This window comes from Sulfurimonas sp. C5 (assembly GCF_029872055.1).
GTDB lineage: Bacteria > Campylobacterota > Campylobacteria > Campylobacterales > Sulfurimonadaceae > Sulfurimonas.
The window spans coordinates 102,904-124,325 of sequence record NZ_JARXNQ010000005.1; the positions used below are offsets into that span (position 1 = coordinate 102,904).

Annotated in this window: 24 protein-coding genes; 12 read left to right on the forward strand and 12 right to left on the reverse strand. The window is 34.0% G+C overall.

Annotation, left to right across the window (positions count from 1 at the left end; translation table 11 throughout):
- Positions 1-79 precede the first annotated feature (79 nt).
- Genes P6N22_RS09025 through P6N22_RS09060 form a run of 8 tightly spaced genes read left to right on the forward strand, consistent with a single transcriptional unit; the run spans position 80 to position 5,629 of the window.
- On the forward strand, positions 80-325 hold the full coding sequence (locus P6N22_RS09025) for an HP0268 family nuclease (RefSeq protein WP_280332226.1): 246 nt from the start codon (positions 80-82) through the stop codon (positions 323-325).
- A gap of 13 nt (positions 326-338) precedes the next feature.
- A complete protein-coding gene (miaB, locus tag P6N22_RS09030; RefSeq protein WP_280332228.1) occupies positions 339-1,643 on the forward strand; it encodes a tRNA (N6-isopentenyl adenosine(37)-C2)-methylthiotransferase MiaB in 1,305 nt (434 codons plus the stop codon).
- Positions 1,636-2,256: a lysophospholipid acyltransferase family protein gene (locus tag P6N22_RS09035; RefSeq protein ID WP_280332230.1), complete on the forward strand. Its 621-nt coding sequence runs from the start codon at positions 1,636-1,638 to the stop codon at positions 2,254-2,256. Before miaB ends, P6N22_RS09035 begins: the two co-directional genes overlap by 8 nt.
- A gap of 40 nt (positions 2,257-2,296) precedes the next feature.
- A complete protein-coding gene (locus P6N22_RS09040; RefSeq protein WP_280332231.1) occupies positions 2,297-2,701 on the forward strand; it encodes a hypothetical protein in 405 nt (134 codons plus the stop codon).
- On the forward strand, positions 2,682-3,518 hold the full coding sequence (locus P6N22_RS09045; protein WP_280332233.1) for a tyrosine-type recombinase/integrase: 837 nt from the start codon (positions 2,682-2,684) through the stop codon (positions 3,516-3,518). The genes P6N22_RS09040 and P6N22_RS09045 overlap by 20 nt, the downstream gene beginning before the upstream one ends.
- The gene (locus P6N22_RS09050; RefSeq protein WP_280332235.1) at positions 3,518-4,555 is read left to right on the forward strand and encodes a hypothetical protein; all 1,038 of its coding nucleotides are present in this window, start codon (positions 3,518-3,520) and stop codon (positions 4,553-4,555) included. The genes P6N22_RS09045 and P6N22_RS09050 overlap by 1 nt, the downstream gene beginning before the upstream one ends.
- Complete coding sequence (locus P6N22_RS09055) at positions 4,552-5,082, forward strand: hypothetical protein (RefSeq protein ID WP_280332238.1); 531 nt, start codon at positions 4,552-4,554, stop codon at positions 5,080-5,082. Before P6N22_RS09050 ends, P6N22_RS09055 begins: the two co-directional genes overlap by 4 nt.
- A complete protein-coding gene (locus tag P6N22_RS09060) occupies positions 5,072-5,629 on the forward strand; it encodes a hypothetical protein (RefSeq protein ID WP_280332240.1) in 558 nt (185 codons plus the stop codon). Before P6N22_RS09055 ends, P6N22_RS09060 begins: the two co-directional genes overlap by 11 nt.
- Here the strand turns inward: P6N22_RS09060 and tilS are convergent.
- Positions 5,575-6,564: a tRNA lysidine(34) synthetase TilS gene (gene tilS, locus P6N22_RS09065; RefSeq protein ID WP_280332242.1), complete on the reverse strand. Its 990-nt coding sequence runs from the start codon at positions 6,562-6,564 to the stop codon at positions 5,575-5,577. The two genes, P6N22_RS09060 and tilS, sit on opposite strands and share 55 nt — an antisense overlap.
- Positions 6,545-7,870, reverse strand: a complete 1,326-nt coding sequence (rimO, locus tag P6N22_RS09070) for a 30S ribosomal protein S12 methylthiotransferase RimO (protein ID WP_280332244.1) — start codon at positions 7,868-7,870, stop codon at positions 6,545-6,547. Before rimO ends, tilS begins: the two co-directional genes overlap by 20 nt.
- Before the next feature lie 66 nt (positions 7,871-7,936).
- On the opposite strand from rimO, the gene P6N22_RS09075 reads away from it, so the two are divergent.
- On the forward strand, positions 7,937-8,977 hold the full coding sequence (locus P6N22_RS09075; protein ID WP_280332246.1) for an aminoacetone oxidase family FAD-binding enzyme: 1,041 nt from the start codon (positions 7,937-7,939) through the stop codon (positions 8,975-8,977).
- 82 nt (positions 8,978-9,059) lie between these two features.
- Here the strand turns inward: P6N22_RS09075 and P6N22_RS09080 are convergent, their stop codons facing one another.
- The gene (locus P6N22_RS09080) at positions 9,060-10,385 is read right to left on the reverse strand and encodes a hypothetical protein (protein ID WP_280332247.1); all 1,326 of its coding nucleotides are present in this window, start codon (positions 10,383-10,385) and stop codon (positions 9,060-9,062) included.
- A 108-nt stretch (positions 10,386-10,493) separates the two neighbouring features.
- Here P6N22_RS09080 and P6N22_RS09085 point away from each other — a divergent pair, with 108 nt between their 5' ends.
- Positions 10,494-10,931 carry a hypothetical protein gene (locus P6N22_RS09085; protein ID WP_280332249.1) on the forward strand — a complete coding sequence of 146 codons (438 nt, stop codon included), beginning with the start codon at positions 10,494-10,496 and terminating at the stop codon, positions 10,929-10,931.
- 2 nt (positions 10,932-10,933) lie between these two features.
- On the opposite strand, the gene fabI is transcribed toward P6N22_RS09085, so the two are convergent.
- The 4 genes from fabI to gap are packed head-to-tail and all read right to left on the reverse strand — an operon-like array spanning position 10,934 to position 14,698.
- Positions 10,934-11,755, reverse strand: a complete 822-nt coding sequence (gene fabI, locus P6N22_RS09090; RefSeq protein WP_280332251.1) for an enoyl-ACP reductase FabI — start codon at positions 11,753-11,755, stop codon at positions 10,934-10,936.
- 20 nt (positions 11,756-11,775) lie between these two features.
- The gene (locus tag P6N22_RS09095) at positions 11,776-12,483 is read right to left on the reverse strand and encodes a triose-phosphate isomerase (protein ID WP_280332253.1); all 708 of its coding nucleotides are present in this window, start codon (positions 12,481-12,483) and stop codon (positions 11,776-11,778) included.
- A gap of 11 nt (positions 12,484-12,494) precedes the next feature.
- Entirely contained in the window at positions 12,495-13,688 is a 1,194-nt protein-coding gene (locus P6N22_RS09100; protein WP_280332254.1) for a phosphoglycerate kinase, read from the reverse strand.
- An 8-nt stretch (positions 13,689-13,696) separates the two neighbouring features.
- Entirely contained in the window at positions 13,697-14,698 is a 1,002-nt protein-coding gene (gene gap / locus P6N22_RS09105; RefSeq protein ID WP_280332256.1) for a type I glyceraldehyde-3-phosphate dehydrogenase, read from the reverse strand.
- A 62-nt stretch (positions 14,699-14,760) separates the two neighbouring features.
- Here gap and nadD point away from each other — a divergent pair, with 62 nt between their 5' ends.
- The gene (gene nadD, locus P6N22_RS09110) at positions 14,761-15,303 is read left to right on the forward strand and encodes a nicotinate (nicotinamide) nucleotide adenylyltransferase (RefSeq protein WP_280332258.1); all 543 of its coding nucleotides are present in this window, start codon (positions 14,761-14,763) and stop codon (positions 15,301-15,303) included.
- Positions 15,293-15,616 (forward strand): ribosome silencing factor, encoded by a 324-nt coding sequence (rsfS, locus tag P6N22_RS09115; RefSeq protein ID WP_280332260.1) that lies wholly within the window; start codon positions 15,293-15,295, stop codon positions 15,614-15,616. The genes nadD and rsfS overlap by 11 nt, the downstream gene beginning before the upstream one ends.
- Here rsfS and mltF read toward each other — a convergent pair.
- The 5 genes from mltF to P6N22_RS09140 are packed head-to-tail and all read right to left on the reverse strand — an operon-like array spanning position 15,606 to position 21,419.
- Positions 15,606-17,036 (reverse strand): membrane-bound lytic murein transglycosylase MltF, encoded by a 1,431-nt coding sequence (gene mltF / locus P6N22_RS09120; RefSeq protein WP_280332262.1) that lies wholly within the window; start codon positions 17,034-17,036, stop codon positions 15,606-15,608. The genes rsfS and mltF overlap by 11 nt on opposite strands.
- A gap of 23 nt (positions 17,037-17,059) precedes the next feature.
- Positions 17,060-18,340, reverse strand: coding sequence for an ArsS family sensor histidine kinase (locus tag P6N22_RS09125; protein ID WP_280332264.1), 1,281 nt, complete (start codon positions 18,338-18,340; stop codon positions 17,060-17,062).
- Positions 18,337-19,005, reverse strand: coding sequence for a response regulator transcription factor (locus P6N22_RS09130; protein WP_280332266.1), 669 nt, complete (start codon positions 19,003-19,005; stop codon positions 18,337-18,339). Before P6N22_RS09130 ends, P6N22_RS09125 begins: the two co-directional genes overlap by 4 nt.
- Before the next feature lie 48 nt (positions 19,006-19,053).
- The gene (feoB, locus tag P6N22_RS09135) at positions 19,054-21,198 is read right to left on the reverse strand and encodes a ferrous iron transport protein B (RefSeq protein WP_280332268.1); all 2,145 of its coding nucleotides are present in this window, start codon (positions 21,196-21,198) and stop codon (positions 19,054-19,056) included.
- Positions 21,195-21,419, reverse strand: coding sequence for a FeoA family protein (locus P6N22_RS09140; protein WP_280332270.1), 225 nt, complete (start codon positions 21,417-21,419; stop codon positions 21,195-21,197). Before P6N22_RS09140 ends, feoB begins: the two co-directional genes overlap by 4 nt.
- Between the last annotated feature and the right edge of the window lie 3 nt (positions 21,420-21,422).

Below are 21,422 nucleotides of genomic sequence, written 5' to 3' on the forward strand. Positions count from 1 at the left end.
TAAAAACATCTTTAATCGGACTTTTATTACAAATAAAGTATAATTCAAAACTTTTAAAAAGACACTATAAGGAAAAGTTATGGATTTAAAGCTTGTTAGAATGGAGCTTGATGCTAAGCCTAAGAAAATTGACTTAGAGAAAATCGAGTCTTTAGTTGAAAAAGAAAAAAGCGTAATTCTTTACTTCGATAGAGAAAACTCACACAAAGATCTTTTAGCACTTCAAGATCATTTCGAAGCTGAAGGAAAAAGCTTTTATATGAATGAAGTTAAATATGCTCTTGGTGACAATGACTACATGTACCAAGTACATATCATGGCATAACTAAAGAGGTACAATGAGTAAAAAGCTATTTATTGAAACATTAGGTTGTGCAATGAATACACGTGATTCTGAGCATATGATTGCTCAGCTTAAAGAGCGTGAAGGGTATGAGACTACAACTGATGTAAAAGATGCTGACCTAATTTTAATAAATACTTGTTCAGTTAGAGAAAAACCTGTACAAAAGCTTTTCTCAGAGCTCGGTGCTTTTAACAAAAAGAAAAAAGAGGGGGCAAAAATCGGTGTGTGCGGCTGTACGGCTTCACATCTCGGTGATGAGATTATCAAACGTGCCCCTTATGTAAGTTTTGTTCTCGGTGCCAGAAATGTCTCTAAAATCTCCGAAGTACTTCACAAAGACAAAGCAGTTGAGACTGATATCAACTACGATGAAAGTGAATTTGCTTTTGATGACTTTAGAACGTCTCCGTATAAAGCATATATAAATATCTCTATCGGTTGTGACAAACAATGTACTTTTTGTATTGTTCCAAAAACTCGCGGTGAAGAGATCTCTATTCCCGATGAGCTTATCATAAACGAAGCTAAAAAAGCTGTAGCAAAAGGTGCTAAAGAGATCTTTTTACTAGGACAAAACGTAAATAACTACGGTAGAAGATTTTCAGACAAAGAACATGAGAAAGTAAACTTCACGGAACTACTGCGCAGACTCTCAAAAATTGAAGGTTTAGAGCGTATCCGTTTTACATCTCCGCACCCGTTTCATATGGATGATGAGTTTATCGAAGAGTTTGCTTCAAATCCTAAAATCTGTAAGTCTATGCATATGCCGCTTCAGTCAGGTTCAACAAAAGTACTTAAAGATATGAAACGCGGTTATAGCAAAGAGTGGTTTTTAAACAGAGTTGAAAAACTACGCAAAGAGTGCCCTGAAGCAAGTATATCAACAGATATTATCGTAGCTTTCCCAGGTGAGACCGAAGAAGACTTCGAAGATACTTTAGATGTTATGAAAAAAGTAAAATTTGATCAAATCTTTAGTTTTAAATACTCACCTCGTCCACATACGGAAGCGGAACACTTTACAAATACAGTAGATGATGAGATTGGTTCAGCACGTCTGACACAACTGCAATCTTTACAAGCTGAAATCTTGGATGAGAATGCACAGAAACATCTTGGACAGGTATATGAAGTTTACTTTGAAGAGTTAAGCCGAGACAACCATGTTTCAGGTAGAACAAATGCAAATCTTGTAGTAAAAGTAAAAGGTTCCGAAGAACTTTTGGGTGAATTGAAAAACGTTAAAATCACACAAATCGGACGTACAATATGTACAGGGGAGATAGTTGAGTAAAAAACTATCTCGCTTCTTAGCACTTATTTTTATTCCTCTTTTAGGCTCTTTATTAATCCGTATCCTATACTATTCAAATAAAAAAGTTTTTCATGGTGAAACAGAAATACCTGATGAGCCAGTCCTTATTGCATGTTGGCATGGAGAACTTTTAATGCTTCCTTACATCTATTTTCATTATAGAGAACAAACTCATGTAAAAGCACTTATCTCACCACATTTTGATGGTCAACTTATTTCAAAAACATTAAAATATTTTCAAATCGACACACTTGCGGGCTCAAGTGATAAAAATCCTGCGAAGGCATTAATTCAAGCCATCCGCTTTCTTAAAGAAGGATATGACATAGGAATTACACCTGATGGTCCCAAAGGACCACGTCACGAAGTAGCTGACGGAGTAATTGTAATGGCCCAAAAAACAAAAGCAAAAGTTTTGCTTGTCGAGATTAAACCCTCAAAATATTGGCAATTTAATTCATGGGATCGCTTTACTGTTCCCAAACCTTTTGGTACAATACATTATTACACATCTATAGTAGATCTGGATACACTAGATTTTGAAGCTGCAAGGGCTGTTGTACAAGAGGGCTTACTGAAACATGAACATTAAAAGTTTACTTATTTTTATAGCTGTATTTATCATCTCTTTTATGGCTTTATTTTTTCTCACAAATCCATCATATGAAAAATCATTACAAGCAAAGTATTATTATGAAATAGGTGATTACCACGAAGCCTATAAACTTGCAAATGAAGCTTTTGTTCTTGATGTTTATAACAGAATGGCTTCAACTATCATGGCACAATCGAAAACATCTATGAAGTATGAAAAATATATCGAGCAATCAAAAAGTTATCTAAGGGAAATCAACGATATTATTGCCAACGATACTATAGATGAAGCAAAAAGATCAAAAATAAAACTCATGAGTGAAGTGATGGTTGATAGTTATATTAAGTTAGCCCCTAGTGTCGTGACAGATAAAGCTCTTGTTGATGAAGCAGCAAGATATCATGAACAATTTGAGAAAATCCTTGAAAAAGTTGATCGCTAAACAAAAAGAGAAGTTTTTAGAACATCTCACCTCTTATAAAGGGTATTCAAACCTAACTGTTAAAACATACAAAGAGGCTCTGGATGAAGCGTTAGAGATAATCGAAATAGTCAAAGAAGGCAAACATATTCTTTTTAATCTCATGCCTTATCGTATCCACATTTCAGAACTTAAAAGTAAAACAATCAGTAAGAAACTTAGTGCAATTAGAAGTTTCAGTGACTATCTGAATGAAAGTGGGATTAAAGTAGTTCTCAAAGCCGATGAAAGTGTCAAGGTTGCCAAAACATTACCTAAACCCATTGCACATAAACACATCATTGAAGCTTTACAGCATGCAGATCTTCAGGAAAAGCTTATTATTACTATTCTTTATACAATGGGACTGAGAATTTCAGAGCTTTCCCATCTTGAACTCAAAGATATTGATTCACAGTGGATTCGTGTAATAGGGAAAGGTTCAAAACAAAGAGATATCCCCGTACTTGAAACGACACGCAAACTTTTACAGGAGTATTTAGAAATTTTTTCACCAAAAAAATTTCTTTTTGAGAAAAATGGCGAAAAATTAAGCGAAAATAGTCTAAGATATATCATAAATAAAGTTTTTGCTAGAATATCATTAAAAGTAACACCACATCAATTGCGCCATTCGTATGCAACTTCTTTGTTAAACGGCGGTGCACCTATTGTAGATGTGAGTGAACTTTTAGGACATTCATCTATGGCAACAACTCAAATCTATACAAAGTTAGGTAGTGCGTTGAAAAAACAAAACTATGACAAAGCACATCCATTATGTGGAGTTAAACAGTAGTGCTAAGTAAAATCCTAGAATCTTTATACTTAAAAGTTTTTATCAATATTGTTGTTGAAAGATCTAGTACTACCGTCCATATAGAAATTCACTCTAAAACGAATGATATATCCCACTTCGAAAATGTTTTCCCATCTACGAAACTAACAGAAGAGATTTATGAATTTGTTATGGAATATACAAAAGAATCTCCTTACTACTATGTCTCTTTTTTGGACACTTCAAAAGAACAGGGCGCCCTTCCTAGTTGTGATAAAAACAAGCTTTCTTTTTATAAGGATCTTTCTACTGCAGAATACAAATGCATCAATAACGAATGGAGTATTTATACATCTAAAACAGAACTATACGAATTAGAAAGAAAATATGAAGATATAGGTATCGATTTTGTCTTCTCCCCTTTTAGTGTTATAGCAAAGTTTTTCAAAGATAAAATAAGTAAACAGTTAGCTATGTTTGCTCTTATAGAAGACAGTTCTATCTCTGTTGCTGTTTTTGAAAACTCTCAACTTCTATATGCTGAATATCTTGATATGGAAATTGATATTGAAACAGATAAAATTGTTTTAGAAGACCTTGATGAGGACAAAGATTTTGATTTAGATCTGGATGATGAAGGTATCGTATTAGATGATATGGATGTGAATGACGAGCTTGAAGACTTTTCAGACATTGAAGATCTAGACAGCCTTGAAGATATCGATGAGTTCTCAGAAGGAAAAGACCTCGAAGAAGAACTTTATGAAAATGAGGCACAGGAAAAAATTACTGCTCTAGAAGAAAGCCGTGATGAAGAAAATCATTTTACTGAAGATTATCAACGTTTCTCTCTTATCCAGAATGCATTTAACCATTTTTATAAAGACCCAAAATATGAAGGTAAATTTATAGAAAATATTTATATTGCCGACAACATGAAAGTGAGTTCTGATCTAAGACGTTATCTAGAAGAAGAGATGTTTCTAAATGTCTATATCAGAACTGTCGATCTAGGTGCTGAAATTTGCGAACTTGCAAAAGAGGAGCTTGGTTTATGAAATACAGCTATATAAAACCAAGAAAGAAAACACCTTTTACGCAAGAGCTAAAACTTTTGGTGACATTTTTTTCTATAACACTTATAATGCTTTTTAGTACCTATCTATTTCTAGTTTATAAAGACTATACTTTCGAAAAAGATAAACTCGAAACAGTCCAAGCACGTATTGCTCTTCAAGAAGATATTGAAAATATGAAAAACCAGATTGCTTATATAGAAAAGCAAAAAAACCTTTCAGAACGAGTTTTTACAAAAAACAGCGTCTTAAAAGATTCGATCACAAACCTTTTTGATCTTGTGCCTGAACGTATTACACTCTCTGAAGCAAAACTCTTGAAAAATGGTCTAATCTTATATGGAATAACACCAAACAAAGATGTTTATAACTTCATGTTACAAGCACCTCTTAGATCAATATTTCATAAGACATATAGTAGTTTTTATCCAGCAGGGAATGGTTGGTTAAGATTTGTTTCTACTAACTATATTGATGAAGCAGATGAGGAGCTTTCTAATGAACATTAATATTCCTCGCCATTATCTTTATCTTTCACTGGTTTCAGTATTATTATTAATCTTTGTTATCTTCTTTTCATTTAAGATATTAATCCCTAAAGGAAAAGAGTACAGAACTCAAAGAATAGAATATAAACAAGAGTTCAAAGAGTACCAAAGATATCAAATATTTTACGATGAAACCCTCAGTGTATTAAAAGAGTTACAAAGTAAAAACAGACATATTATTCAAGCTTTTGACAAACCTTTTAATCCTGAAAGATTTGAAAAACAACACAAAACATATTTTTCATCTTTCCAAATTTCTAAAATAGACAAAGCTGATAACGAAGAAGGATTTGCCGTTTATGAAGTAAACACGACCTCTAAAATCAATTCACCGGCAAATTTCTACGACTTTTTAGATGCTATTAACAAAAGTGATTGGATTGTCAGTATAAATTTTCCGATTGAATTCAAAAAAGATGGAGAGATGATCAACTCCTCTTTTACAATGAAGGTTTATTGCAATAATAAAGACACTAACTCTAGTGCTTCGGCATCAGCAGCTAAATAACCACGTAGTTTTACCGGGACTTTCAGTAAACGGAACTTTTCTTTTAATTGTTTGTCCATATCTTTAGCTTCTAAATATGGTGCTATAAATACATATCTTTCATCTTGTACAACAATATACTTGCGTCCAATAACTACACTCTCATTTTCCAATAACTCTTTTTTATCGTTTGCAGTGATTAAATGTCCCTGCCCTTTTAAATACCTGTCTATATAAACTAAGTTTGTTCTTTTATCATTTGTTTGAAAATAGGCTAATTGATTGATTGAATCTAATTTAACATCCTTGATTAAAGATGCTACATCCTGATCAATATAGGAAAAACTTTTTTTAATTCCACCGAGATACTTTTCCAAAAGAGGCTGAGAAAAATTATGACGAAAGTAGTTTCTCGTATAACGTTCATCACTATTGCTTTCATCTTCAAAATATTTTATTTTGCGATCATTTAAATACTCTAGAAGCTCTTGTTTTTCTAAATCTAATAATGGTCTGACAAGCGTATAGTTTTTTCTCTCTTCAACGTTTTTCATACCGGAGAGTTCTACACATCCTGCACCTTTACAAAACTGCATTAAGAACCACTCAAAACGATCCCCTAAGTGATGTGCAGTCAAAAGGTTTTCATAGCCATTGTGATCGATTAATTCTTCAAAAAATGAATATCTCAATGATCTTGCTTCAGCTTCAAAATTTTTTTCTATCTTAGGTGCATTCTTAACATGGCAAACAAAATTATATTCCTCTGCTAATTGTTTTGCATAAGCAACTTCTTCTTTACTTTGTTCACGTAAGCCGTAATTTACAATAGCAATATCAAAAGGAATCTTGTTTTCAAGAAGGAGGAATAAAAGTGCAGTCGAATCCCCTCCGGCAGAAAATGCCAGAAGGTTTTTTGAATTTTGTAGTAGTGTTTTAGTTGTCTCTTGTAGCATTATCTACTGTTGCCATTAAAATATTTCCGGCAATCCCCGTGATTTTTGCTCTATAAAGTTTACCAAATTCAATCTCAGTATCTTCAGTTCTGTCATTTACATAGATCTCACCGTCAATCTCTGGTGCCCAAAGTAATTCTCTTGCACTCAGTAAATACTCATGCTCATCACTTTCACCGTCAATTACAATATCAACTTCTTTACCGATCTCTGCCTCTAAACTTTCCTGTGTCACTTCCGCAACAATATCGCCTAAGATCTCTGCGCGATTTGCAATTGTTTCTTCATCGATCTTATCAGTCATATCATGAGCTGTTGTTGTTTCTTCATCAGAATATGCAAATACGTTTACACGATCAAAACCAAAGCTTTTTGTAAATTCACACATCTCTTCAAACATTTCATCTGTTTCACCAGGATGCCCGACAATAAAACTCGTTCTTACAAAAGAGTTTTCCATTGAGCGCATATAGTTCAAGAGTTCAAGAGTTTTCTCTTTTCCAAACCCTCTTTTCATAATACGAAGCATATCATCGTTGATATGTTGAATCGGCATATCAAAGTAATTTAGGAATATATCACTTTTCTCTATGCGTTTAAGTAGATTCATACTTGTAGTTGAAGGGTACAGGTAAAGGATTCTTGCGCTTTTAACACCTTCAATGAGTTCAATTCTTTCAATTAAAAGAGAAAGTCCGTCTTTAACGTTTTTATCTCTAAGATATGAGCTTGAATCTTGTGATACAAAAGAGAAATCCCAATATCCCTGTGCTACTAAAGACTCAACTTCTTTAGCAATTGAATCAAGTTCACGAGAATTAAGCTTACCTTTGAAACTAGGAATTGCACAGAATGAACATTGTTGATTACATCCTTCACTTAGCTTAATATATGCATGGTATGTAGAACCTGTAACTACACGCTCTGCTCCATCAATTAGATAGACTTCATCAGAAAATCTGCTTTTTTTCTCAACCAAAAGTTCATCTATTTTGTCATAATCACCAACACCAGTAAAAATGTCCACTTCAGGAATCTGCTCTTGAAGTTCTTCTTGATAACGCTCACTCAGACATCCTGCCATTACAAGGAGAGAATCATCTTTTCTAGCCTCATGTAGAGATAAAACTGTGTTGATAGACTCCTCTTTTGCAGCATCAATAAAACCACATGTATTTACAATGATTACATCTGCATCTTCATTATTGTCTGTTAGTTCAAAGTTTTTCAGTTTCCCCATCATAACTTCTGTATCTACAAGGTTTTTTGTACACCCTAAAGAAACTATATGTAATTTGTTTGCCATTACTCTTCTTTTTTATTATTTATGAAATTATAGCTTATTTTAGACGTCTGCGTTATAATTGCGTTTATGAAAAACTACGATGTAATTATATTAGGAGCAGGAGCTTCGGGACTTATGTGCGGAGCGAATCTTTCTAAAGAACTCTCTGTTGCCATTGTTGAGGGGAATGAAAAAGCGGCTAAAAAGTTAAAAATTTCCGGTGGCGGCAAATGTAATATTACAAATGTAGATGTAAAGCCAAGTAACTTTGATGGTGAAAAAGAGCTAATAAAAACAGTATTTAAAAAGTTTAATAAAGAAAAACTGCTCCGTTTTTTAGATCGCAATAATATTGAACTTGAAATTCGAAAAAACAGATACTATTTTTGTAAACATTCTTCACAGGATATTATAGAACTGCTACTTAAACTCAATCTAGAAAATCATTTTTATTATAACCATAGAATTATATCTCTAACAAAAGAAGATGAGCTCTTTATTCTAAAAACAGATAAACAGACTCTGAAAGCTAGGAATGTCATAGTTGCAACAGGTGGTAAAAGTTTTACAAATCTCGGTGCAAGTGATGTTGGTCTTGAGATTGCAAAAAGTTTCGATATTAAAACAAAAGATTTCACCCCTGCTCTTGTCGGACTTACCGTTCAAAAAGATCAGTTTTGGATGAAAGAGTTAAGTGGGCTTAGTACCTATGTAAACATTAAAGTAAAAGATAAGGTTTTAAAAGAGGACCTTCTTTTTACCCATAAAGGCTTAAGTGGTCCTGCTATACTTTCTGCTTCGCTTTACTGGGATAAAGGGGATATCAGTATTAATTTTACTCCTGATGAGGCTGAAGAACTTCCAAAAAGATTACAAATTGCTCTCAAAGACAAAAGTTTAACAAACTATAAATTTGCTCCAGCAGGAAATTACGGTTTTACAAAAGCTGAAGTCTCACGTGGTGGTGTCCTTGCAAATGAATTAGAATATAAATCGTTAGAATCAAAAAAAATAAATGGTCTTTATTTTATCGGTGAAGTTGTAGATGTTACGGGTGAACTTGGCGGATATAATTTTCAATGGGCATTTTCTAGTGCTTATGTTTGTGCTAAAAGTATAAAAATTTAAAAAATAATAATTTGATATAAGAGTGCAAAAGAAGTATGTCAATCCCAAAAGGGATTGACTTTAAGAAGAATAAGTTCTTCTATTAGAAGTTTACAGTTACGTAAGCTTGAATTGTATCTGATTTATCTTTAGTTAACACATTGTTATCTTCAACATCTGCATTGATATATGCTAAAGTGATATCAGCTGGACCATACGATTTAGAAGCAGTTACAGTTAACTCAGTTAAATCACCGTTACCCCATTTTTGAGATTGGTCAACATTTGTATAGTAGATACCTAAATCAAATAAACCATTTACTGGAGACTCTACAGTTACATTGTAAGCTTTAGCATCAACTTGAGTAATTTTACCATAGTTCCACCATGCTTCAGTATAAAGTTTAGATTGTGCAGTACCAACAGCTGTTGCAGTATTGTAACCAACACGAGCAGACAGAGTACCACTTGCATCTGTTTTGTTACCAGTTTGTGACATTGATACCTTCACAGTTGCTACATCTTTCATTTCATAACCAAGCATTAAAGCATATGCATCATTTTTAAGATCAGAAGTTAACCCTGAAAAGCTTGTATCAATACTAATTTCTGTATATTGAGCACCAGCTAATAAACCTGGAATTTTTTGGCATGCTAAATCAGCTTGTAACCAGTATGCATTAGCAACTTTTGCTACGTTGTAATACCAACCTTGAATTGTTAACGGTTTAAAAGAGTTGTTGATGATACCAGCAGCATATGCACCGTCAGAACCGTAAGTTGAGAACTTAGCATCTGTAGTAACAACACCACCAGCTGCTAAACCAGCACCACTTAAAAGAGCAGTTGGAGCTGCACCAAAAGCTTCAGTACCGTTACCGTTACCAACCCATGCACCTACTAAAGTTGTATCTGGAATATCTTGGTTAAGTGCAACAACACCTTCGAAAGTATTTTTTTCAATTGTCCATTTTTCAGTGAATGCTAATGGAGTATCAAGTTCCATACGACCTAATTTAAGAGTAGTTTTACCTACAGTTGCAGCGATCCATGCTTCATTTACCCAACTAGCATTATCTACTTTAGTTCCATAACTTGAACCATTAGTACCTAAATTAGTTACATTGTGAGCATCACCCCAAACACCTGATACTAGATTGTTTTCTAATCCTAAAGTTGTAAGTACTGTATATCCAGCACCTGCACTGATTGTTACAAGATCATTTTTAAATAGATCAGCAGTAACGTTTAAGTTAACAGAAGCATCAGCAGCAGAACTATCTTTGTCAAATAGTTTACTGTTTGCTGTACCATTATCTGTAGTAGTATAAAAAAGATTAGCATCTCCACTAACTTTTACATTATCAATAGCAAATACACTTGAGCCAGCAAGTAGTGCAGCCACTAAACTTAATTTTGTAAATTTCATTCATTCTCCTTGTTTCTTTACAAATTTCGTATGCAGTATAGCACACCCTATTCTTAAATACACATTAAAATGATTATTTATTTACCAACATTTAGTTAGAATGACAATATGAAACAAAAAGTAAATATCACAATCGTAACATTTATCACATTAGTATCACTGTCTGGATGTACTACATCTACGGGCACATCTGCTAATAATGGTAATATGAAGAATGACATCAGTGCAACAACAATCAACAAAAAAGCGGGCTTTATGCAACGTTCTTTGGATAATTGGCTTAAGGAAGACTGGTCACCAACTGTAGAAAAAGATCCAGAAATTCAAAAAAAGTATATGAAACAAGAAGTTGTAGTGGAGGAGGAACAAAATACTACAACATCACAAGAAACGACTCAAGAAGTGAAATATACTGAAAATAAAGAAAGAAGTTTTACATTACAGGAGTATGTGGATAAAGCTGTAGCTTATCAAAAAGCTAAGCCAAATGATGAAAACAGCTCACATGTGAAGCAAATGGAGAGTCTACCTGTTATTGGGAAGTGAAATTATTTCACATCCCAAGAAAGAACAGTTTTACCTTCATCGTTAGTTTCAACTGCAGCCATACCCATCACGTTATAACCGCTATCTACATAATGTACTTCACCAGTTACACCAGAAGCCAGATCACTTAAAAGATACATTGCAGAGTTTCCAACTTGTTCAATTGTTACATTTCTTTTTAATGGAGCATTTAATTCATTCCATTTTAAAATCTGAGAAAAATCACCGATACCGGCAGCAGCAAGTGTTTTGATAGGACCAGCAGAGATCGCATTTACACGTTGTCCTTTTGATCCAAGTTCCACTGACATGTATCGTACACTCGCCTCTAACGCAGCTTTTGCTACACCCATCACATTATAATTTGCAACCCATTTTGGTCCACCAAGATATGAAAGTGTTAAGATTGAGGCATCATCTGCTAACACACTCTCTAGTCTGTTTGTAAGATCAATTAACGAGTAAACAGAAATATTCATAGCAATCTCAAATGCTTGTTTAGAAGTTTTCATAAACGGTTCAGACAGAGCCTCTTTTGGTGCAAATGCTACTGAATGCACTAAAAAGTCAATTTTTCCAAAATCTTTTTCAATTTTTTCTGCAATTCCTGCCATATGCTCTTCATTTGACACATCTAGTTCATACACATAATCACCGCTACCAAATTCTACCGCGATTGGTTCAACTCTTTTTTTAAGTGCATCATTTAAATATGTAAATGCCAGTTCAGCACCTTGTTCTTTACACGCTTTTGCAATCCCATATGCAATAGATTTATTATTTGCAAGACCTACAATCAGTCCTTTTTTACCTTTCATTACCATTAAAACATTTCTCCTTACTTTTATTTTTCCAAGTCTTCTGCAAAAACTGCCATTTGACAAAAGTCTTCTACATTTAATGCTGCACTTCCTACAAGTACCCCATCTACATTTTGTAATGCCATAATCTCTTTAGCATTATTTACTTTGACACTGCCACCATATAAAAGAGGTGCTTGAGATTTTTTCTTTAACTCTCTGTGTATTGCTAAAATATCCTCATTTGTAGGAGTAAGCCCAGTACCGATTGCCCACACTGGTTCATACGCAATAATAAGTTTTTCATACTTTGTATCAATACCCTCATACTGGGCATTAATGTATTCCATCATAACATTTGATCCGGCTTCTCTTTTTTCTAGAGGTTCGCCAACACAATAGACAATTGTAAATCCAAGCTCTTTAAAATAGTTAAATTTTTCAGCAATAGCTTCCTGAGATTCACCCAGTATATGACGACGTTCGCTATGACCGATTAAAATAGTTTTGATTCCAAATTCATCTAAATGGTCAAGCCCAATTTCACCGGTAAAAGCACCGTTTTGCACAGGATATGCATTTTGTGCCCCTACAATAGTTTGAGTGTCAAAAGTATCAAGTGAAGATGTAGCAGGGAAAACAAAGATATCTTGTGTAATATTTTCAGAACTTAAAAATTTTTCTAATTCTTTAATATATATATTTGTTTGTTTTCTAGTTAAATTTGTTTTTAAATTTGCAGCTACTATCATTACACCCTTTCTTAATCTGCTAAAAGAACTTCAACACCCGGTAAAATTTTACCTTCTAATAACTCTAACGATGCTCCGCCGCCTGTTGAGATAAAAGTGATTTCATCATCAACTTTCACACGCTGTACAAGGTCAGCAGTATCACCGCCACCTACAACAGTAGTTGCATAACTATCTGCTACAAAGTTAGCTATTTTTGAACTACCTCTTGCAAATCTTTCCATCTCGTACACACCCATTGGCCCATTCCAAAGAACAGTTTGTACATCATTTAAACCTTCACGGTAAAGTCTTACTGTTGCAGGACCAATATCAAGACCCATCCATTCGTGAGGAATCTCTTGTGCAGTTACAATTTTAATAACTGAATCTTCTGCAAATTTTTCCGCTGCTATAACATCTACAGGTAAATAAAATTTTACACCAAGCTCTTTAGCTTTATCCATAATTTTTTGTGCTTCTTCTAGTAGATCGTCTTCAACTAGTGATGCCCCTATATCGTACCCTAACTGTTTTAAGAAAGTAAAAGCCATACCGCCACCGATGAACAGTTTGTCCACTTTCGGTAAAAGATTTACAAGTGCTTCTAGTTTACCTGATACTTTTGAACCACCTACAATAGCAGCAAACGGGCGTACAGGATTGTCAATTAGCTTTCCAAAGAAATTGATCTCTTTTTCAAGTAAAAAACCTGCAGCTTTATGTTCATTGTCAAAATACTTCGTAATTCCGTGAACAGAAGCATGAGCACGGTGAGATACACCAAATGCATCATTAATATAAAACTCAGCCATCGAAGCTAATTTTTTTGACAACTCTTCATCATTTTTAGTTTCACCTTCTTCAAAACGTAAGTTCTCTAATAACATTACTTCATGACGAGGTAACTCTTGAGCCATTTTAAGTGCATCTTCACCAACTACACTTGGTGCTAACGATACGTGGCGTTTTAATAGTTGTTGTAAACGTCTTGCAACCGGTGCTAATGAATATTTTTCATCAAACTCACCTTTAGGACGTCCAAAGTGTGAAGCTAAAATAACTGCACAATCTTCATCTAAACAATAATTAATAGTCGCAACTGCTGAACGGATACGTCTGTCATCTGTAATGTTGCCAAACTCATCCATTGGAACATTAAAATCACATCTGATAAAAACTTTTTTATCTTTTAGTTGTAAATTTTTTAAATGCAATAACTCCATCTATACCCTTATTTAGAAATATGAACAGCCATATCTAAAAGTCTCATAGAATAACCCCACTCGTTATCGTACCAAGCCATAACTTTTACCATGTTACCACCGATAACTTGTGTTAGATCTTCTGCCACGATCGAACTGTATTCACATCCTACGAAATCTTGAGATACTCTCATATCTTTGTCTACTAAAATAAGACCTTTATGACTTCCTGCAGCTGCTGCATTAAATACTGCATTTACTTCCTCTTTTGTAGTCTCTTTTCTTACAACTACATTTAAGTCAACCATAGAAACATCCGGTGTAGGTACACGAACAGATTGACCGTGAAGTTTTCCTTCTAATTGTGGTAATACAAGGCTGATAGCTTTTGCAGCACCAGTTGTCGTAGGGATCATATTAACAGCACCCGCACGAGCACGACGTTTATCTTTAGAGTGTTTTACATCTAAGATATTTTGATCATTTGTATATGAGTGAATTGTAGTCATAAGACCTTTTTCAATTCCAAAAGCATCATCTAAAACGCGAGCTACAGGACCTAAACAATTTGTAGTACAAGAAGCATTTGAAACAATTTTTTGCCCATCGTATTTATCTTCATTTACACCCATTACGAATGTTGGAGTATTCTTATCTTTTGCAGGAGCCGAGAAAAGAACTTTTTCTACACCGTTATCAATATGTACTTGTGCACTCTCTTGAGTCAAGAAAACACCTGTACACTCTAAAACCATATCTGCACCACAATCAGCAAATTTCAAATTCTTAGGATCTCTATCAGAAAACACTCTGATTTTATGTCCGTCTATACTGATATTTTCATCATCAATTTGTTCTACTTCGCTTTTGAATGTTCCGTGAACCGAATCGTTTTTTAGAAGATATAACATCATATCCATGCTTGCCATATCATTGATTGCAACAACTTCTACATCGTCTCTTGTAGCCGCAATTCTAGCAACACAACGACCGATTCTACCAAATCCATTAATTGCTATTTTTAGTGCCATTTTATATCCTATAAAAATTAAATTCTGTTATTTTATCCAAATTTAGTTATAATTCTGATTAAATGAAAAATATTGCACTTTTTGGCGGCTCTTTTGATCCTCCCCATATAGGTCACATCAAAATTGTCGAGGCTTTAAGAGATTTAGATTTTATTGATAAAGTCGTCATAATGCCAACTTACCTCAACCCGTTTAAGTCAAAGTTTATAGCTGATGCTCACTTAAGACTTAAATGGTTAAAAGATATATTTCAAGATTATCAAAATATAGAAGTAAGCTCTTTTGAAGTGGAACAGCAAAAAAAAGTTCCAACCATAGACACTGTTAAATATCTTCAACAGTTTTATAAAGATATTTATGTAGTAATTGGTGCGGACAACTTGGCTTCTTTAGAGAAATGGTATAAATATGACGAACTTGTCAAACTGGTAAAATTTATAATTGTTACACGTGAAGAGACTCATATATCGGATGACTATATACAACTTAATGTAGATGTACCGATATCTTCGACACAATTAAGAAAAGATTGTGAACTGAAGTTTCTTCCTCCCAAAATTGCAGATGAAATATTAAAATATTATAAGGAATACAATGACAAATAGAATAGAAAAAATCACTTCTATACTTGATCAAAATAAAGCTGAGGCAATCGAAGTTTTTGATTTACTTGGAAAAGATTATTTTGTTGATTATGCGATCATCGCATCATCACTTGGTCAAAAGCATACAGTTGCACTATTAGACCACTTAAAAAAAGGGCTTAAACCCGATGAACATTTCAATAATGTTGATGAAAGTGGAGACTGGATTGTAATTGACTTAGGTGATATCCTCATCCATATTATGACACCAGAATATCGTATTAAATATGATATGGAAAGCTTTTTAGCAGACCTTTCACACGCTAATGAGTAGTATTCTCATCTAGCGTTTTTTCCGCTTCTTTTTCTTGATTATCTACCAACTTATCCAAGATACTTTTATAGTTATAGATTGACTCAACATATTTTACAGGTTCACTTCCTCTAGCATATCCAAATTTGAGTGACTTATAATATTTTTTCTGGGATAAAAGAGGTAAAACAATTTTCAAATCACTCCACACATATTGATTTAATCCAAGTTTTTTTGCCAAAGTCATTGCATCTTGAATATGTCCACCCCCTACATTATACGCAGCAAGAGCGAATTTGAGTCTGTCTTCCCCTTCAACACCTTCGTGAACATTTTTCATCATCTGTTTGAGATGTCTTGTTCCACCTACAATACTCTGCTTTGGATCAAGTCTGTTTTTAACACCTAAAAGTCTTGCAGTATGACGTGTCAACATCATCATTCCCCTAACTCCAGTAAAACTTTTTGCTTTTGGGTTCCAATGAGATTCTTGATAAGAAACTGCTGCTAAAAGTGCCCATGGAATACCGAACCTTGTCGAGGCACTTTTAAAATAATCTTCATACTTAGGGAGTCTTGATTTAATCCGTTTATAAAACATTTTTGTATTGTAATAGTCAAAGAAAAGTACATAAGAGTAGTAATGATCTTTTAATTGTGTCATCTTACCTGTTTGTACATAATTATTAAGCCAGCTGTACATATCTGCTTCTAACTTTGGAGAATTCTGTGGTAATATCCAAGCAAGCTGTTCTCGTCCACTAACTGAAAAAGCCATAGCAATATCTGGAAAATATTTTAGGTTAATAGAATATATATTGGAATCGGCTATCGTACAATCTATCTGATGGTTTGAAACCATTTCTAAAAGCTCTTCAGTGGAGTATTCAGATGTAACACTCACATTAATATCAAACCCATCGCTTATAAGGGACTCTACAGTTTCATAATAACTAGTGTTTTCCCCTACAACAATCTCTAAACCTTCTAAATCTTCTACATCTCGTGGAAATTTTGAACTACCAAGCATCCCTCTGTAACATACCACTTGTTCTTGTACTTCAAAATAAGATGGTCCAAAGTTATATAACTCTTCTCTACGTGGTGTTTTTGTTAAAGAAGCAGATACGATATCTATACCTTCTTTTCCAATATATTCCTGTGCTTCTTTGACAGTATGTGCAGCAGTAATGTTAAGTTCTACACCTAAATTTTCTGCATAGGCAGCTAAAAGATCATATTCAAAACCACTTGGACCATCAGGCCCGATATAATATGTTGAGGGGGCATTTAAAAGTACTACATTTAGAGTTTTTCTCTCTTTAATTTTTTCAAAAAGAGATTTTTTTGCTATTCGGTTTCCCGGTTCGTATGCTGAATGGCTTATCCATCCGAAAATAAAGAAAATAAGGGATAAACCTATATAAAGCAATTTATTCATTATAATAGTTTACATATTTAAACTTATGCAAATATAAAACGATTAATCCCGTTTTCATACTCATGGGCAAGAACTTTTCCATGTACTTTCAGGATAGAATCAACTAAATATAAACCAAGTCCAAAACTGTTTTTTGAGGGGTTCTCTTTTGTAAAAGGTTCTATATAATATTGTAAAGGATGTTTCAAGCATTCCCCTTTACTTTCAAAACACAATTCTCCTCTATCATTGATTAAGATTTTAATATATCCATCATCAGAGTATTTAATACCATTATCAATCATATTCTTAATAGCAGTTGTATACAGCCGATAATTTACTTTTTCTTTAACATCTGCTTGAATCATCACACCTACTCTTTCCCTCTCAACCATTGCCATATCTATAGCACCGTCAATAACATCTACTAAACGATATTCTTTAAACTCCGTTGCATCACCGAGACTTGTCACTTCTTCAATCATGGCAAACTCTTCAACCAAAGTTTCAAGCCTTGTAAAAATAGACGTAAAACGGTCACGCTGTTTTTGTTCTTGTAACATCTGTGTTGCAATAGTACCTTTTGCGATTGGAGTTTTAAGTTCATGCATCAGGTTTCTTAAAAATAGTGTACGTGATTCCAAAATAGTATTGATCTTCTCTTTAGTATTTTCCAACTCATTTGCAACAGCACCAATCTCATCAATATTTCGTGTTTTAAATGAGATATCCATATCTCCATTCCCGTATAAAGCAATCTTCTTTCGAAGTCGGATCAATGGTCGAAGTTTTTGTAAGACCAATACAAATGAAAAAGCAATAATAAGAAATATCATACTATATGAGTAAAGCATATTAATATAACTATACGGTTTTAACACCTCGTCTTTAATAAATACTTCCGAATCTGGACTTGCTATGTGGAAATAAATACGCTTTTGATACTCAAGCATCGTCGCTTCTAGATTGGTTACAGTATTTTTTGTAAAAAGTCCTTGTTTATTGATCATTAAAGAAGTATCATAACTTTTAAATCCCTCTTTTTTCAAAACTTTTGCTTTTTCTAAAAGTGACTTTGTCTCTTGTTTATCTTTAATAATAAAAAGATCGTAAACTGCCAAGTTTGCTTCTAACATAATTTCTGATGAACTTCTTTGCATATGTTCACGATAGATTTGAGCAATAACGGAATATTTTGTGAAGATATGATCTATATATTGTTGTTTATTAAGTTTATAAAATTCCCAAAAGATTGCACTGATACTAACCAGTGCAACGCTTAGGGCAAAAAGTACCGTTATGAGTACTGCATTTTTCTTGATCATTTGAGTAGTTTATATCCTACACCGCGGACAGATTCTATTAAAGATTTATCTCCCAGCTTGCTTCTGATACGCCCGACCATTACATCGATTGATTTATTTGAACTGTCTTCATTGATAGCATTTACGTTATGGATCAGATCTTCACGAGAAACTACAAGTCCGTGTTTTTGGATCATATATGCAAGAATACCAAATTCTGCATTTGTCAGATCTATATTTCTTCCTTTATAAGTGATTGTCATCGTCTCTTTGTCACATTTAAAGTCACTTTTATTTTCCGCTTTTGCTTCTGTTTTTGCTGCATAACGGCGAAGTACAGACTGAATTCTTGCTTCAAGTTCACGAGGGTCATAAGGTTTTGGCATATAATCATCCGCACCGAGTTCCAATGCTTTTACTTTATCTGTTACATCACTTCTAGCCGAAGAAATGATGATAGGGATATCTTGACGTTCGCGTATCGCTTCACAGACTTCAAGACCATCCATACCAGGAAGTGTTAAATCTAAAATAACTAAGTCAAAAGGCTCTAACTTTAAAATACTAACAGCTTTAAAAGGGTCATCTTCTACCGTGATATCAAACTCATACTGCTCCAGATATTCTGCTAGAATTTCGGCAAGTTCTAAATCATCTTCAATCATTAATATTTTATGTTTAGCCATTTTCAACCTTTTTTAGTTTTCTAAATTATACTCCCAAGAAAATAACAATTAGCTAATACCTGTAATCATCAGAGTTATTCTATACGCTATAAATGCCATGACATATGCCGTGATAGAAGTAAATGCAAAGAGGTAAAAAAAGTATTTAATACTACCAGCTTCACGCGTAAAGACAATTGAAGCAGCCAGACACGGTAAGTAAATCATTACAACTACAATGAATGAAACTGCAGAAGCAAACGGTATATTATTTTTAATCAATGTCGCTAATGACGTATTTGTTTCATCTACGTCACCACCTAATGCATATAATACTCCTAATGTAGATACTACAACCTCTTTTGCTGCTAGTCCGGTTTGTAATGCAATATTCATTTTCCAGTCAAATCCCAGAGGTGCAAAAATCGGTTCGGTAAATTTTCCGATCGCTCCTAGATAACTGTTTTCTAAATGTTCCATAGAAAGTTGATTTTCAAGAACTATGATCTCTTGTTCACTTTGTGCTTTCTCAATTTTTGCTTCATAAACTACATCAAGTGCATCATTATGAGGGTATGTTGATAAGAACCAAATTAACATTGAAGCACCTGCAATAAAAGTACCCGCTTTTTTCAAGTACATCATTGTTTTTGTTAATACAGTATGCCAAATAAGCTTTAAACTTGGTAGTCTGTATTTTGGCATCTCCATAACGAATGGTTCATCAACACCTTTAAATGCAGTAAGTTTTAAAATTTTTGCTGCAATTAATCCCATGATTGCTCCTGAAATATAGATCGCAAACAGTACGTTTCCTGCCATATCTTCTGGAAAAAATGCTCCAGCAAAAAGTACGTACACAGGTAACCTTGCACCACAAGACATAAAACCTATAATGAAAAGAGTCAATAATCTGTCTCTATCATTTTTTAACACCCTAGCACTCATATATGCAGGAATTGAGCATCCAAAACCTGTTACAAGAGGAATAAAACTTTGTCCGTGCAAGCCAAATTTATGGAAAAATCCATCTAATAAGAAAGCAACACGCGACATATATCCAGTACTTTCCAACAGGGCTATACCGATAAAAAGAATTACGATATTCGGGATAAAAAGAACAACTGCCCCGACACCTGCAATAATCCCATCAACAACAAGAGAGCGGACGCTATCGTTTGGTATTGTAGCACCTATAACATCACCGAACCATCCAAAGAATCCATCGATATAATCCATCGGGATAGCACCGATCTCAAACGTCAGCTGGAATAAGCTCCACATAAAAAATAAAAAGATAGGAATACCAAAAAGAGGATGGATCAATACAGAATCGATCTTCTCCGTTAATGTTTTCTTCTCTTCTCGTTTTTCCTGTGTGACAACTTCAGCAACAATACCTCTGTTGAATGATGCATATTCCTCCGCAAACGCTTCTTTAACATCATCAGTATCATGATGGATCTCTATATGTCTTGAAGCTTCAATTAAAACAGGCTGTAATTCTGTCCAGATTGGATTATCATGCAGTTTCTCATATGTTTTTTTATTGTTTTTTAGTAGATTAATAGCAATATTTCTATAAGAATTTGCTGCTTGATATTTGTGCTTTTTAAAATAAGATACTAAGTTACTAATTTCATCTTCAACACTTACAGAAAAAACAAGTTTTGGATCTACCTTATCACTTTCGTATTCTTTTACAACTGCTTCTATAAGTGTTTCTATTCCCATTTTTGTAGCAGCAGAAACTTTTACACACGGAAGTCCCATTAACTCCGTCATATAATCGGCATTAACACTGATACCCTCTTTTTCCGCTTCATCACTCATATTTAAAGCAATGACAATCTTTTTACTCATAGTAAGAAGTTCGGAAGTGAGCTGTAAATTTTTAAAGAGGTTGGTTGAATCTACAACATTAATGATAATATCGTACTCTTCGGCACATAAGTAATCGTGTGTCACTCTCTCTTCAATTGTATAATCGGTAAATGCATATGTCCCCGGTAAATCAACGACCGTAAAGTTGTACCCTTTGTAATCAAACAGCACTTCTGCTTTATCAACTGTCACACCTGAAAAATTCCCTACATGTAAATGTGCATTACTTACTGAGTTAATAAGCATACTCTTACCGACATTAGGTTGTCCGACAAGCGCTACCTTAATATGTTTGGCAGTAACAGGACAGGCTAAAGTTTCTTTGTTCATATCTCTTCTACCTCTATCATCTTTGCTTCTTGTGCTCTTAGGGCTACTTGCATATTCCCAACTTTTATCTCTATCGTTTTTTTTCTGGGTGCCTCTCCGATAAGTTCAATGACGGCATGTTTCATAATTCCAAAAGATATTAGTCTATGTTTTAGTGTCTCATCGGCATGAAGTTTTAAAATTTTTAATTTTTTGCCGACACTACATTCATTTAATCTCATACT

What these genes read in the sequence shown, in the direction of transcription:
- P6N22_RS09080 (WP_280332247.1), bottom strand. Translation starts at nt 10,385, where the DNA reads ATGAAATTTACAAAATTAAGTTTAGTGGCTGCACTACTTGCTGGCTCA.
- tilS (WP_280332242.1), bottom strand. Translation starts at nt 6,564, where the DNA reads ATGCTACAAGAGACAACTAAAACACTACTACAAAATTCAAAAAACCTT.
- P6N22_RS09085 (WP_280332249.1), top strand. Translation starts at nt 10,494, where the DNA reads ATGAAACAAAAAGTAAATATCACAATCGTAACATTTATCACATTAGTA.
- P6N22_RS09055 (WP_280332238.1), top strand. Translation starts at nt 4,552, where the DNA reads ATGAAATACAGCTATATAAAACCAAGAAAGAAAACACCTTTTACGCAA.
- P6N22_RS09060 (WP_280332240.1), top strand. Translation starts at nt 5,072, where the DNA reads ATGAACATTAATATTCCTCGCCATTATCTTTATCTTTCACTGGTTTCA.
- nadD (WP_280332258.1), top strand. Translation starts at nt 14,761, where the DNA reads ATGAAAAATATTGCACTTTTTGGCGGCTCTTTTGATCCTCCCCATATA.
- feoB (WP_280332268.1), bottom strand. Translation starts at nt 21,198, where the DNA reads ATGAACAAAGAAACTTTAGCCTGTCCTGTTACTGCCAAACATATTAAG.
- fabI (WP_280332251.1), bottom strand. Translation starts at nt 11,755, where the DNA reads ATGGTAATGAAAGGTAAAAAAGGACTGATTGTAGGTCTTGCAAATAAT.
- P6N22_RS09040 (WP_280332231.1), top strand. Translation starts at nt 2,297, where the DNA reads ATGGCTTTATTTTTTCTCACAAATCCATCATATGAAAAATCATTACAA.
- gap (WP_280332256.1), bottom strand. Translation starts at nt 14,698, where the DNA reads ATGGCACTAAAAATAGCAATTAATGGATTTGGTAGAATCGGTCGTTGT.
- P6N22_RS09075 (WP_280332246.1), top strand. Translation starts at nt 7,937, where the DNA reads ATGAAAAACTACGATGTAATTATATTAGGAGCAGGAGCTTCGGGACTT.
- P6N22_RS09130 (WP_280332266.1), bottom strand. Translation starts at nt 19,005, where the DNA reads ATGGCTAAACATAAAATATTAATGATTGAAGATGATTTAGAACTTGCC.
- rsfS (WP_280332260.1), top strand. Translation starts at nt 15,293, where the DNA reads ATGACAAATAGAATAGAAAAAATCACTTCTATACTTGATCAAAATAAA.
- miaB (WP_280332228.1), top strand. Translation starts at nt 339, where the DNA reads ATGAGTAAAAAGCTATTTATTGAAACATTAGGTTGTGCAATGAATACA.
- P6N22_RS09125 (WP_280332264.1), bottom strand. Translation starts at nt 18,340, where the DNA reads ATGATCAAGAAAAATGCAGTACTCATAACGGTACTTTTTGCCCTAAGC.
- P6N22_RS09100 (WP_280332254.1), bottom strand. Translation starts at nt 13,688, where the DNA reads ATGGAGTTATTGCATTTAAAAAATTTACAACTAAAAGATAAAAAAGTT.
- P6N22_RS09025 (WP_280332226.1), top strand. Translation starts at nt 80, where the DNA reads ATGGATTTAAAGCTTGTTAGAATGGAGCTTGATGCTAAGCCTAAGAAA.
- rimO (WP_280332244.1), bottom strand. Translation starts at nt 7,870, where the DNA reads ATGGCAAACAAATTACATATAGTTTCTTTAGGGTGTACAAAAAACCTT.
- mltF (WP_280332262.1), bottom strand. Translation starts at nt 17,036, where the DNA reads ATGAATAAATTGCTTTATATAGGTTTATCCCTTATTTTCTTTATTTTC.
- P6N22_RS09140 (WP_280332270.1), bottom strand. Translation starts at nt 21,419, where the DNA reads ATGAGATTAAATGAATGTAGTGTCGGCAAAAAATTAAAAATTTTAAAA.
- P6N22_RS09095 (WP_280332253.1), bottom strand. Translation starts at nt 12,483, where the DNA reads ATGATAGTAGCTGCAAATTTAAAAACAAATTTAACTAGAAAACAAACA.